Genomic DNA, 12,456 nt, shown 5'->3' on the forward strand with positions numbered 1-12,456 from the left:
ATGGCGCGACTCGCCCGGACCGCCGGTCTCACCGACGTCCAGCAGGAGATCCTGTCGACCGTACGGGGCTTCGTGGACAAGGAGATCATCCCGGTCGCCACCGAACTGGAGCACCGCGACGAGTACCCGCAGGCGATCGTCGACGGCCTCCGGGAACTGGGCCTCTTCGGCCTGATGATCCCCGAGGAGTACGGGGGCCTGGGTGAGTCGCTCCTCACCTACGCGCTCTGCGTGGAGGAGATCGCACGCGGCTGGATGTCGGTGTCCGGCATCATCAACACCCACTTCATCGTGGCCTACATGATCAAGCAGCACGGCACCCCGGAGCAGAAGGAGTACTTCCTGCCCCGGATGGCGGCGGGCGAGGTGCGCGGGGCGTTCTCCATGTCGGAGCCGGCGCTCGGCTCCGACGTGTCGGCCATCACGTCGAAAGCGGTGCGGGCCGGTGACGGCGACGGCGACTATGTGCTGGACGGCCAGAAGATGTGGCTCACGAACGGCGGCTCCTCGACGCTGGTGGCCGTCCTGGTGAAAAGTGACGAAGGACACCCGGAGGGAACCGCGCCGCACAAGTCGATGACCACGTTCCTCGTGGAGAAGGAGCCCGGTTTCGGTGAGGTGCGTCCCGGTCTGACCATCCCCGGGAAGATCGACAAAATGGGCTACAAGGGCGTCGACACCACCGAGATGATCATGGACGGGCTGCGCGTTCCGGCCGACCGGGTGCTCGGCGGCGTCACCGGCCGGGGTTTCTACCAGATGATGGACGGCGTCGAGGTGGGCCGGGTCAACGTGGCGGCGCGCGGCTGCGGCGTCGCCCAGCGCGCCTTCGAGCTGGGCGTCTCCTACGCCCAGCAGCGCCACACCTTCGGGAAGCCCATCGCCCAGCACCAGGCGATCCAGTTCAAGCTGGCCGAGATGGCCACCAAGGTCGAGGCCGCCCATGCGATGATGGTGAACGCGGCACGCAAGAAGGACTCCGGGGAGCGCAACGACCTCGAGGCGGGGATGGCGAAGTACCTCGCCTCCGAGTACTGCAAGGAGGTCGTGGAGGACGCCTTCCGGATCCACGGCGGCTACGGATTCTCGAAGGAGTACGAGATCGAGCGCCTCTACCGGGAGGCCCCGATGCTGCTGATCGGCGAGGGTACCGCCGAGATCCAGAAAATGATCATCGGGCGCAGGCTGCTCGAAGAGTACCGGGTGCAGGGATAGACACACCGGTTCGGGGTACCTGCACCGAGAAGAAGATCACACCTCATCAACGCTGTTCGGACACCGACTCGACTTCCTGGCTTGCCCAGTTGTCGTCCGCGCCCGGTACGATTCGGGAAAGCCGCCGTCCCCAGTCACCGTGCGGCATCATCCGCTACGAAGGTCATCCATGCCCCACAGCCAAACCTCTGCACCACGCGACAGCCTGGCCGGCGTACGTCTTGCGCGCGGAGCATCGCCGTGGCTCCTCCCGACCGTCGCCACCGCAGCCCTCAGCCTGGTCCGCGCGCGCAAGTCCGGCGCCGCCAGGGCCGCGGCCGTGCCCGTCACCGCCCTGGCGGCGGGCATGCTGTGGTTCTTCCGCGACCCCGAGCGCGAGATCGCCCAGGGCCGGGTCATCTCGCCGGCCGACGGTGTGGTGCAGAGCATCATGCCGTGGAAGGACGGACGCACCCGCGTCGCGATCTTCATGAGCCCGCTGAACGTCCACGTCAACCGTGCGCCGCTCGCCGGCACCGTGACGTCGGTCGAGCACGTCCCCGGCGGGTTCGTTCCGGCGTTCAACAAGGAGAGCGAGGACAACGAGCGCGTCGTCTGGCACTTCGACACCGAGCTCGGTGACATCGAGATGATCCAGATCGCCGGTGCGGTGGCGCGGCGGATCGTGCCGTACATCCCGCGGGGGACGAAGGTCGAGCAGGGCGAGCGGATCGGCCTGATCCGCTTCGGTTCACGTGTCGACATCTACCTCCCCGAGGGTGTGGAGGTCGACGTGGAGGTCGGTCAGAAGACCGTGGCTGGGGTGACTCGCATTGACCGTGGTTGATCCTGAGACACAGGCCGGCTGGGTGCCGGAGGCCGACGACCTGGACGACGAGGAGGAGATGCCCCTCTCTCTGCGCCTGTCGATAGCGGACACGCTCACGCTCGGCAATGCCACGTGCGGCTTCATGGCGGTGTACTTCACCACCACCGGCATCCTGATCCCGCACCTCACGGGCAGCCAGGAGACGGGCATGGCGCGGCACAGTGCCGCCACGGCCGTGATCCTGATCCTGTGCGCGGCGGTGTTCGACCTGTTCGACGGATTGGTGGCCCGCAAGCTGCGGTCCTCCCCCATGGGCGCGGAGCTGGACAACCTCTCCGACCTGATCAGCTTCGGTCTGGCGCCCGCGTACTTCGTGCTCGTGTACGGCATGGTCGCCGACGACGCACACCAGCGGGTGGCGGCGGTGGGGGCGATCGTGGTCCTGCTGGCCGTCGTGCTGCGGCTCGCCAGATTCTCGTGCGTCACCGTCAAGGACGGCACGTTCCAGGGCATGCCGTCGCCGTTCGGCGCGCTGACGGTCGTCTCGATCGTGCTCCTTGAGCTGCCGTTCGTCGCCACGCTCATGGCGATCATCGGTACGGCGTGGCTCATGGTGAGCCGGGTCGAGTACCCCAAGCCGCGGGGACGGCTCGCGGGGGCGATGCTCTCCTGGATCGTGCTCAGCATGGCGCTGCTGGCCGCCTGGGCCTTCGACGCGCCCGGTGGGCAGCTGCTGCTGCAGACCGGCTGTGCGCTCCAGCTGGTGATGGGGGCGGTCATTCCCCTCTTCGCCACGGCCCGGAGGGTCAACAATTTCCGTGACAACCGGCGCGAGGCGCGGGCCGCGCAGCTGCCGTAGCGGTTCTTCGTGGGAAGGGCCCCGAACCTGGTGTGGTTCGGGGCCCTTCCCCTGTGCGTGTCGGAGTGCGGGTGCGTGGGGGCCGCTCGCGCAGTTCCCCGCACCCCTGAGGGGCACTCCTCAGGGGCCCCCTCAGGGAGCGGTCGGGGTGTACGCCTCCGCCGCCGTCGAGGCCGCCGCCTCCTGGACCACCTTCATACCGCCCGTGACCGACTTGTCGGGCTGCAGGATGACGCTCTCCTTCGAGGAGGACGCCTCGGGGTCGGTGAAGTCCTGCGCGACGCCGAAGCCCGTGTCCAGGGCGTCGATGGTGAGCAGGGCCTTGCCCACGCCCTCGCGGGTCAGGTCCTTGCTCTTGCACGCCTTCTTCAGGGCCTCGCCGAACGCGGAGGCGGCCGTCCAGCCGGCGACCACGCCGTTGTCGAGGGTGGCCTTCGGATACGCCTTCCGGTAGTCGGCCACCAGCTTCTCGGCCGCCGGGGTGTCCGCGCCGATGGGCAGCGAGGGCGAGGCCACGTAGTAGTTCTTCATCAGCGCAGGACCCGCCTGGGTGGCGAGCAGCTGCGGCGCGAAGGCCGAGTTGTTGCCGATGACCGGCACGTCGAAGCCGCCGGCGGCGGCGACACCGACCAGGGAGGCCGCCTGGCGCGGGCCCGCGCTGATCACGACCGCCTTGACGCCGGCCTTCTTCAGGGCGGCGACCTGCGCGGTCATGTCGTTGTCGGTCGGTTTGATCTTCTGCTCGACGACGGTCAGCCCGGCTTGCCTCGCGATGTGCTTCGAGCCCAGCAGCGCGCTCTCGCCGTAGTCGCCCTCGAAGTACACGTGCCCGATCCGGTCGCCCTTCCCGATCCCCTTCTCCTTCATCAGGAAGTCGACGGCGTTGATCGTCTCGATGTCGTACGTGGACCCGATGACCCGGATGTACGGACTGCCGAGCAGCTCGGAGGACCACCCCTGCGGCAGGACCAGGGCCTTGTCCTGCCCGTCGATGCGCGGTTTGGCCGCGGCGACGAAGGGCGAGCCGATGAACTGGGAGAACCCGAGCACCTTCGGCGCCAGCTCCGTGTACCCGGAGAGGGCCTTCTGCGGGTCGTAGCCGTGGTCGCGGACGGTGAGCTCGACCTTGTGGCCGCACACGCCCCCGTCGGCGTTGAGCTGCTTCACATAGAGCTGCTGGGCCTGGGTGACGCTCTTGCCGAGCGTCGCGTAGACCCCCGTCATGTCGGTGAGGGCGCCCAGCGCGATGGTCCTGCCGGAGATCCCCTGGCCGGTCTTCACCTCTCCCGCGGCGGCGTCGCCCTTCTCGCCGTCCCCGTCGTCCTTGGCCTTGGAGCTGCAGCCGGACAGCAGCAGCAGCGCCGCCAGCGCCCCGGCGGCCACCCTGGCCGCGCCCCTTTTACCCGTAGTGCCCGTCGTGCTCATCGTTTCTCCCCTGGATCGGTCCTGAAGCGTCGCCCGGCGGCCACCCTGACCAGGCCGCCGGGCAGGAAGAGCACCACCGCGACCACGGCGGCGCCATAGAGGTACCGGGATGCCTCGCCCGGTGCGACCCCGCCCGTGCCGGGGGCGGAGACCAGGGGCAGCGCGTCGCTGTAGCGGGTCAGCAGCTGCGGCAGCACGGAGACGAAGACCGCTCCGATCACCGCCCCCGAGACGGAGCCGAGCCCGCCGATGACGATCATGGCGAGGTATTCGAGCGACAGCGTGATGCCGAAGTAGTCCGGCACCGTCCGCTGGAAGACCAGGGCGAGCAGGACGCCCGCGAGGCCCGCGTACATCGAGGACAGGACGAAGACGGCGGCCCGGTAGCGGGCCACGGGGACCCCGATGACGCCGGCCGCGATGCGGTGGTCGCGGATCGCGTTCATGGCGCGTCCGGGGCGCCCGCGCAGCACCCCCCGGGCGAAGAGCCCGCAGCCCAGGAGCAGGACGAGTCCCGCGTACCAGAGCTTCTCCGCGGAGCCGAAGGGGACGTTCGCGACGAGGAGCTCCCGGTCGTCGAAGGTCAGCCCGAACAGGCTCAGGGGCGGTACGTCGCGACCGTTGAAGCCGCCGGTGAGGTCGCGGGCGTTGAACAGCACGTGCTGGCCGATGAAGATCAGTGCGAGCGTGGCGATGCCCAGGTAGGCGCCGCGCAGGCGTCCGGCGATGGGGCTGAAGAGACCACCCGCCAGACCCGAGAGCAGGACGGCGAGGACGGCCGCGAGCCAGGTCGGCAGGCCGAGGCCGGTCAGCCCGTCACCGCCCTCGGCGGCGAACACGCAGTAGCCGTACGCGCCGATCGCGAGGAAGAAGGCGTGCCCCATGGAGAGCTGGCCCGTGGAGCCGGTGAGGAGGTTGATCCCGATCGCGCCGATCGCCGCGGCCATCGCGAACAGGCCGGCCTGGAGCCAGAACCGGTCCAGGTAGAAGGGCAGGACCAGCAGCAGGAGGCCGCCGCCGGCCCAGAGGTACGTACGCGTGCGGGGAGCGAGCCGTGGCGGGCGGACGGGGGCCTCGGACAGGGGTGCCCGCGAGACGGGGGCCTCGGACACGGGTGCTTCAGACACGGGCGAGCTCCTTCGTGCCGAACAGCCCGGCGGGCCGGATGAGCAGGATCACGGTCATCACGAGGTAGGGGGCCAGGTCGCCCAGCCCCCGGCCGAGGAAGGTGAGTTCGCTCTGGTAGCCGGTCGCGAGGGACTCCGTGACGCCGACGAGCAGGCCGCCGACGAGCGCTCCGGTCGTGGAGTCGAGACCGCCGAGGATCGCGGCGGGGAACGCCTTCAGGGCGGCGAGCGAGGTGGCCCGCTCCAGGCCCGGGGTGGGGAAGACCGTCAGGAACAGGGCGGCGACGGCGGCGAGTCCGCCCGCCACGGCCCAGGCTCCCAGCGACACCCGCCCGAGCCGTACGCCCATCAGCGCGGCCGTCTCCGCGCTCTCGGCGGCGGCCCGCATGGCGACGCCCCAGGAGGTGTACCGGAACGCGAGCAGGAAGACCGTGATGAGCAGGCCGGCGGCGACGAAGGCGGCGATGCGCGTGTGCGCCAGCGAGATGGGGCCGAGGGTGAGCACCGCGTCACCCCACGGGTCGCCGAGCGCCAGGACGTCGGTGCCGATCCGGCGGGTCAGCTCCGTGGTGAGCAGGATGTCCACGCCGATCGTGACGATGGCGAGGACGCTGTGGTCCGAGCCCCGGTAGCGGCGCATCACCAGGAGGTCGACGGCCGCCCCGACCACCGCGGCCCCGGCGATCCCGACCAGCAGGGCGGGCCAGAAGCCGATGTCCTCGTGGAGGGTGGCGGTGACGTAGCCGCCCGCGAGGAGCAGCGAGGCGTGGGCGAAGTTGACGACCTCGGTGGCCCGGAAGATGACCACGAAGCCGAGGGCGATGAGGGCGTAGACCGACCCCATCGAGATCCCGTTGAGGAGGAGCTCGGCGAAGGTGCTCACGAGGCGGCCTCCTCGTCGGGGCGCTCCCCGAGGTAGGCGCGTACGACCGCCGGGTCGTTCTGCACGTCGGCGGGGGCGCCGTCGGCGATCCGGCGCCCGAAGTCGAGCACGGTCACCGCGTCGGCGAGCCGCATCACCACCCCCATGTCGTGTTCCACCAGGACGATCGAGATGCCGAGGCTGTCGCGCACGCCCGCGATCACGGCGGACGTCCGGATCCGCTCGTCGGCGGTCATGCCGGCCACCGGTTCGTCCAGGAGCAGCAGGCGGGGCTCCATGCACAGGGCGCGGGCGAGTTCGGCGAGTTTCTGCTGCCCGTACGGGAGGGAGCCCGCCGGGCGGTCGAGACAGGAGGCGATGCCGACGAACTCGGCGATCTCACGGACGCGTTCACGGTGACGGCGCTCCTCACGGGCCGCTGCCGGGAGCCGCAGGCCGGCGGCGAGGAAGCCCGTGCGGGTCAGCCGGTGGCGGCCCAGCAGGAGGCTGTCCTCGACCGTGGCGAGCGGTGGCAGGGCGAGGTTCTGGAAGATGCGGGCGACGCCCAGGCCGGCGATGCGGTGCGCGGGCATGCCGGTCAGTTCGTGCTCGCCGAAGCGGACGCTGCCTGCGGTGGCGCGGTAGACGCCGGACAGGACGTTGAAGCAGGTGGACTTCCCGGCGCCGTTGGGGCCGATGAGGGCGTGGACGGTGCCGGGGCGCACGGTGAAGTCCACCGCGTCGAGAGCGGTCAGGCCGGCGAAGCGCACGGTCAGGTCCCGTACGTGCAGCGGCGGTACGCCGCTGCCGGAACCGGACCGGGAATCGGTGCCGGAACCGGATGCGGAATCGGTGCCGGAACCGGGCGCGGGCGGAGCGGACTGCGACGGCGTGTCCGTGTCCGTCTCCGTGTCCTTCTTCGTCATGGCGGTGGTCACCCCTTCCATCGGGTCAGCACCGGGTGCGCGGCGCCGGCCCGCTCGGCGTCGGCCGCCGCGTCCTCGTCGACCACGCCCAGGTAGCGGCGGCGCACCTCGTCGGAGGCGGCCAGTTCGTCCGCGGGCCCCGACAGGGTGACCTCGCCGACCTCCAGGACGTAGGCGCGCGAGGCGAGCCGCAGCGCCAGGGCGGCGTTCTGCTCGACGAGCAGGATCGAGGTGCCCTGGGCGTTGATCTCCCGGACCGTCTCGGCGATCCGCTGCGCCATCAGCGGGGCCAGTCCCAGCGACGGTTCGTCCAGGAGCAGCATCCTCGGGGCGGCCATCAGGGCGCGGCCGACGGCGAGCATCTGCTGTTCCCCGCCGGAGAGCAGGCCGGCGCGCTGCTGGGCGCGGTCGGCCAGGACGGGGAACAGTTCGTGGACGCGGCGCAGGGCGGCGGCCCGGTCCGCGCGTCCACCGGTGGCGCCGAGTGCTCCGGCGCGCAGGTTGTCGGCGACGGTCATCCGGGAGAACACCCGGCGCCCTTCCGGGATCTGGGAGATCCCGGCGGCCACCACCCGGTCCGGCGCGAGGGTGTCGACCCGGCGGCCGTCGAGGCTCACCGTGCCGCCGGTGACCGCTCCGCCGTGGAAGGACAGGGTCCGGCAGACGGCGCGCAGCAGGGTCGACTTGCCCGCGCCGTTGCCGCCGAGGACCGTGACCACGGCCCCCTCCGGCACCTCCAGCGACACCCGGCGCAGTGCGCGTACGGGACCGTATCCGACCGACAGGTCCCGTACGGCCAGCCCTGAACCACCCATGGCATTCCCCCTGTCGTCGCGCTGCCATCGCGCTGTCGTCGCGCTCCCGACCCCGGCGTGCGCCGAAGGTGCGGGCACGGCCGGCGTGTGGACGGCCGGGTGTGGCGCTCACGACAGCACCGGCGGGAGCGTCCGTCCACGGGGCGCGGGCGAATCGCTGCGGGTGACCAGCGGGTGCGGTCGCGCGTTGTGCGCGCGCACAACACCGCGTGTCAGGGGCCTGCGCGGGGCGTCACCCCCGTGGCATCCTCCGGCCATGGGAGCCCGCGGAAGGCGTACCGGTCATGACTGGAAGCTGCTCGCCGAGTCCTGCACGGCGCTGCTCGAACGGCTGCCGGAGCTCGTCGACGAGCACATGCGGCAGCTGGCCGGGCACTCTCCCGTCTACGGGGAGTTCCTGCCGTACGACCAGCAGTGGCGGGAGGCGGAGGAGGCGATGCGGATCGGGATCGGGACGATCTCCGCGCCCCGGGACTCGCCCCGCCGCGACCTGGAGTACGCGGAGGAGGCGGGGCGGCGCCGGGCCCAGCAGGGTCTGCCGCTCGAACTGCTGGTGCACGCGTACCGCACCGCCGGCTATCTGGTGTGGGACGCCCTGATGGAGGAGGCGGCCGGACGGGGGCCGGAGCGGCTGACGGTGCTGATGCGGTCGGCGACCATGGTGTGGTCCGCCGTGGACGCGCAGGCCGCGGCGGCGAGCGAGTCCTACCGGGCGACCGAGGCGGAGCTGCGGCGGCGTACCGACGAGCGGTTGCAGGCGCTGCTCGACGCGCTCCTGGAGGGGCAGGAGGCGCCCGGTCTGGCGGCACGGGCCGCCGCGGGCCTCGACCTGCCCGAACGGGGTCCGTACGCCGTGGTCGTGCTGCGCGCCGAACGGCGGGAGCCCGTCCGGCGGCCCGTGGAGGGCGAGGGGCTGCGGTTCGTCTGGCGGATGCGGGCGGACTGCGAGGTCGGAGTGGTGGCCCTGTCCTCCGGACAGGGTCTCGACGGGGTCGCGCGGGCGCTCGACGGGCGCTGTTCGGGGCCCGGCGGGATCAGTCCCGTCGTCGCCGGGCTCGCCGAGCTCGGACGGGCCCGGCGACTGGCCGAGCTGGCGCTGCGCACGTGTCCGCCCGACGCGAGTGCCGTCGTGCGGCTCGACCGGCGGATGCCGACGGCGCTCGTCGTGAGCCAGCCGGAGCTGGCCGGGCGGCTGGTGTCGGACGTCCTCGGTCCGCTGCTGGAACTGGAGCCGGGTGACCGGGCGGTGCTGCTGGAGACGCTGGACGCGTGGCTGTGCTGCGAGGGTTCCGCGGGGCGGGCGGCCGGTCGGCTCTACTGCCACCGGAACACGGTCTTCAACCGCCTGCGCCGCCTGGAGCAGCTCACCGCGCGGTCGCTGGCGCGCCCACGGGACCTGATCGAGATGACGCTGGCGCTGGACGCGTACCGGCTGGGCTGAGTTCTTCGGCCCGTCCGGCGTTCGAGGACGACGGGGGTCCGGGGGCGGAGCCCCCGGGGTCGGGACGGGCAGGGGCGGCGGGGGCGGGGGCGGGATCCTCGGATCAGCGGAGGAAGTCCGCCGCGATCCGTGCCGCGACGGTCTCCAGGAGCGGCCCCGCCCCGGCGATGCAGCGCCCCACATCCGGCTCGACGTCCGTGAGCGGGTACGCCCGCCGGATCCCGGCCCGCCCGAGCTCCTCGGGCCCGAGCGCCAGCCGCCCGCACACGGCGACCACCTCCAGACCGGCCGCCCGCGCGGCCGCGGCCACCCCCGCGGGGGCCTTCCCGTGGAGGGTCTGCCCGTCCAGCGACCCCTCCCCGGTGATCACCAGCGTCGCCCGCTCCAGCGCGTCCGCGAACCCCAGCACGTCGAGCATGACCTCGATGCCGGGGCGGAACCGCGCGCCGAGCCCCACCAGGGCCCCGTACCCGATGCCCCCGGCGGCCCCCGCGCCGGGCGCGGCGGCGCACCCCGCGGCCCGGCTCCCGACCGTCTCCTCCAGCACCGCGGCGAAGTGCGCGAGCCCCGCGTCGAGCACCGCCACGTCGTCCGGGGTGGCGCCCTTCTGCGGTCCGTACACCGCCGGCGCGCCCTTCGGCCCGGTCAGCGGATTGTCGACGTCACCGGCGAGGACGACGTCGACGGAGCCGAGCCGGGGGTCGAGTCCGGTGAGGTCCGCCGTGGCGAGCTTCCCGAGGGAACCGCCGCCGGGCGGCACGGGCTCGCCGTCCGCGTCCAGGAACCGGGCGCCCAGCGCGGCCAGCATCCCGGCCCCGCCGTCGGTGGTCGCACTGCCGCCGACGCCGAGGACGATCGTGCGGGCCCCGGCGTCGAGCGCGGCCCGCAGCAGTTCCCCGGACCCGTACGTGGAGGAGGTGAGCGGCGCGAAGAGCCCGGCGGGCAGTCGCCGCAGGCCGCTGGCCTCGGCCATCTCCACGACCGCGGTCCCCGCGCGCAGTGCGAACGCGGCGCTCACCCCGTCCCCGAGCGGCCCGGCGACCCGTACCTCGCGCCGCTCGAAGCCGGCGGCGACCGCCGCGTCGACGGTGCCGTCGCCGCCGTCGGCCACCGGGAGGGACTCGACCCCGACGTCCGGCGCCACCCGGCGCAGTCCCGCCGTCACCCGCTCGGCCACCTGCACGGCCGTGAGCGAGCCCTTGAACTTGTCCGCGGCGACGAGCACCCGCCGGGTCCGGCTGCCGGTCCGATCCACTGCGGCGTCCGCCACCTTGCGTCCCCCCGCTCTCCGGGCCCCGCGCGTCGGGGCGGTCTCGTCGCTGCGACCCTAACCGCGGGAGGGTGCCGCTGCCCAGGGCGGGCCGCGGGTCAGCCGGCGTCGGCCCCGCGCGAGTCGTAGAGCTGGTGCGTCAGCGTGCCCTCGTGCCCGAACGGCATGCTGATGTGCTCCAGCACGTCCTCCAGGAGGTCGAGGTCCCCGGTCCGCACATCGACGTCCCCGGTGCTGACCAGGGGATCGGCGGGGGCGGGCGGGGCAGGGGCGGGGGCGGCCTGGGCGGCGGCCGCACCGGTGACGGACAGGACGGCGGCGACCACGGCGGCACCGGCCGCGAGGGCCCTCGTACGACTCGACGACGACATCATGGATCTCCAGACACGCAGGGCGGATAAAACCTGACGACCTTCTCATGTGGTGCGGTGCCGGATGTACGTAAAGCGGGCCGGACCGGCGGTAATTCGGCACTCCGGGTGTACGGCGTCCGGGTGTTGACGCCCGCGCGGACCACCCCTCCGCTCTCGTTAGGCTGGCCCGATGACGATTCCTGACTACGCCACGTACATCGCGGGCCTCCCCCGCGTGCTCGCCGGCGCCGCCGCGCTCTTCCGCGACACCGGGGGCCGTGTGCTGCTCGTCGAGCCCAACTACCGCGAGGGCTGGGCGCTGCCGGGCGGAACCGTCGAGTCGGACGCCGGCGAGACCCCGCGGCAGGGGGCCCGCCGGGAGACCCTGGAGGAGATCGGCCTGGACCTGGAGATCGGCCGTCTGCTCGCGGTGGACTGGGTGCCCGGCACCGCGCGGCCGCCGGTGGTGGCGTACCTGTACGACGGCGGGGTCCTGGCGGAGGAGACGTTCGCGTCGATCCGCCTCCAGGAGTCGGAGCTCCTCTCCTGGCGGCTGGTCCCGCGCGAGGAACTCCCCCGGTATCTTCCGGGCGCCCTGGGCCGCCGTGTGACGGTCGCGCTCGACGTGCTCGCGGAGGGCACGGGGGCGGCGGAGCTGGAGAACGGCCGCCGGGCCGGCACGGGAGCGCCCCGCGCGGAGGACTCCTCCGCGCTCGGGGCGTGAGCGGACCCCTGGCCGCCGGCGCCGGGCCCGTGACGGGCGCGGCGGGCGTGGCGGGCCCATGACGGACGCGGCGGACGCGGCGGACGCGGCGGGCGCGGCGGGTCAGAACAGGGCCGCCTCCCCCGCTCCCCGCTCGAAGTCCAGCAGCCGCTGCTTGCGCTCCAGTCCGCCGCCGTACCCCGTCAGACCGCCGTTCGCGCCCACCACGCGGTGGCAGGGCACGATGATGCCCAGCGGGTTCCTGCCGTTGGCCAGGCCCACCGCCCGGGACGCCTTCGGGTTGCCGAGGGCGTCCGCGAGTTCCCCGTACGTCCGGGTCTCGCCGTACGGGATCTTCCGGAGCTGGTCCCAGACGGAGCGCTGGAACGGGGTGCCGTGCAGGTGGAGCCGGACGGAGAAGTCCTTCAGCTCGCCCGCGAAGTAGGCCCGCAGTTCCTCGGTCGCTTCGGCGAAGGGGGTGTCGTCCGGCGCTCCGAAGGTCTCCTCCGGCGGGCGGTGGCGCTGGTCGGTCATGTAGAGCCCGCTGAGGACGCCGTCGGTGGCGACGAGCGTGAGCGGGCCGTACGGGCTGTCGATGACGGTGTGCTGTTTCACCTGGTGGACGTCCTTCGGTAGGCGGTCGGCCGGACGG

Annotated in this window: 13 protein-coding genes; 5 read left to right on the forward strand and 8 right to left on the reverse strand. The window is 72.7% G+C overall.

Going from position 1 to position 12,456, the window contains the following annotated elements; all coding sequences use genetic code 11:
* From KM933_RS25230 to pssA, 3 genes are all read left to right on the forward strand, one after another.
* Entirely contained in the window at positions 1 to 1,215 is a 1,215-nt protein-coding gene (locus KM933_RS25230; protein ID WP_221355981.1) for an acyl-CoA dehydrogenase family protein, read from the forward strand.
* A gap of 169 nt (positions 1,216 to 1,384) precedes the next feature.
* A complete protein-coding gene (locus KM933_RS25235; RefSeq protein WP_221355983.1) occupies positions 1,385 to 2,041 on the forward strand; it encodes a phosphatidylserine decarboxylase in 657 nt (218 codons plus the stop codon).
* Positions 2,042 to 2,063: 22 nt separating this feature from the next.
* Positions 2,064 to 2,882, forward strand: coding sequence for a CDP-diacylglycerol--serine O-phosphatidyltransferase (gene pssA / locus KM933_RS25240; protein WP_221356048.1), 819 nt, complete (start codon positions 2,064 to 2,066; stop codon positions 2,880 to 2,882).
* Positions 2,883 to 3,014: 132 nt separating this feature from the next.
* On the opposite strand, the gene KM933_RS25245 is transcribed toward pssA, so the two are convergent.
* From KM933_RS25245 to KM933_RS25265, 5 genes are read right to left on the reverse strand one after another with little or no spacing between them, the layout of a single operon-like run.
* The gene (locus tag KM933_RS25245) at positions 3,015 to 4,307 is read right to left on the reverse strand and encodes an ABC transporter substrate-binding protein (RefSeq protein WP_221355985.1); all 1,293 of its coding nucleotides are present in this window, start codon (positions 4,305 to 4,307) and stop codon (positions 3,015 to 3,017) included.
* A complete protein-coding gene (locus KM933_RS25250) occupies positions 4,304 to 5,389 on the reverse strand; it encodes a branched-chain amino acid ABC transporter permease (RefSeq protein WP_221356050.1) in 1,086 nt (361 codons plus the stop codon). Before KM933_RS25250 ends, KM933_RS25245 begins: the two co-directional genes overlap by 4 nt.
* Positions 5,390 to 5,426: 37 nt before the next feature.
* Complete coding sequence (locus tag KM933_RS25255; protein ID WP_221355987.1) at positions 5,427 to 6,317, reverse strand: branched-chain amino acid ABC transporter permease; 891 nt, start codon at positions 6,315 to 6,317, stop codon at positions 5,427 to 5,429.
* Positions 6,314 to 7,222, reverse strand: coding sequence for an ABC transporter ATP-binding protein (locus KM933_RS25260; protein WP_260334131.1), 909 nt, complete (start codon positions 7,220 to 7,222; stop codon positions 6,314 to 6,316). The genes KM933_RS25255 and KM933_RS25260 overlap by 4 nt, the downstream gene beginning before the upstream one ends.
* A gap of 8 nt (positions 7,223 to 7,230) precedes the next feature.
* Positions 7,231 to 8,037 (reverse strand): ABC transporter ATP-binding protein, encoded by an 807-nt coding sequence (locus tag KM933_RS25265; protein WP_221355989.1) that lies wholly within the window; start codon positions 8,035 to 8,037, stop codon positions 7,231 to 7,233.
* A 256-nt stretch (positions 8,038 to 8,293) separates the two neighbouring features.
* On the opposite strand from KM933_RS25265, the gene KM933_RS25270 reads away from it, so the two are divergent.
* On the forward strand, positions 8,294 to 9,478 hold the full coding sequence (locus KM933_RS25270) for a PucR family transcriptional regulator (protein ID WP_221355991.1): 1,185 nt from the start codon (positions 8,294 to 8,296) through the stop codon (positions 9,476 to 9,478).
* 103 nt (positions 9,479 to 9,581) lie between these two features.
* On the opposite strand, the gene KM933_RS25275 is transcribed toward KM933_RS25270, so the two are convergent.
* Both KM933_RS25275 and KM933_RS25280 read right to left on the reverse strand, forming a co-directional pair.
* Positions 9,582 to 10,748 carry a glycerate kinase gene (locus KM933_RS25275; RefSeq protein ID WP_221355994.1) on the reverse strand — a complete coding sequence of 389 codons (1,167 nt, stop codon included), beginning with the start codon at positions 10,746 to 10,748 and terminating at the stop codon, positions 9,582 to 9,584.
* 98 nt (positions 10,749 to 10,846) lie between these two features.
* A complete protein-coding gene (locus KM933_RS25280; RefSeq protein ID WP_221355996.1) occupies positions 10,847 to 11,119 on the reverse strand; it encodes a hypothetical protein in 273 nt (90 codons plus the stop codon).
* 172 nt (positions 11,120 to 11,291) lie between these two features.
* Here KM933_RS25280 and KM933_RS25285 point away from each other — a divergent pair, with 172 nt between their 5' ends.
* Complete coding sequence (locus tag KM933_RS25285; protein WP_221355998.1) at positions 11,292 to 11,825, forward strand: NUDIX domain-containing protein; 534 nt, start codon at positions 11,292 to 11,294, stop codon at positions 11,823 to 11,825.
* 102 nt (positions 11,826 to 11,927) lie between these two features.
* Here the strand turns inward: KM933_RS25285 and KM933_RS25290 are convergent, their stop codons facing one another.
* Complete coding sequence (locus KM933_RS25290) at positions 11,928 to 12,419, reverse strand: methylated-DNA--[protein]-cysteine S-methyltransferase (protein WP_221356000.1); 492 nt, start codon at positions 12,417 to 12,419, stop codon at positions 11,928 to 11,930.
* Between the last annotated feature and the right edge of the window lie 37 nt (positions 12,420 to 12,456).

It is taken from the genome of Streptomyces beigongshangae (assembly GCF_019710745.1).
Lineage (GTDB): Bacteria > Actinomycetota > Actinomycetes > Streptomycetales > Streptomycetaceae > Streptomyces > Streptomyces beigongshangae.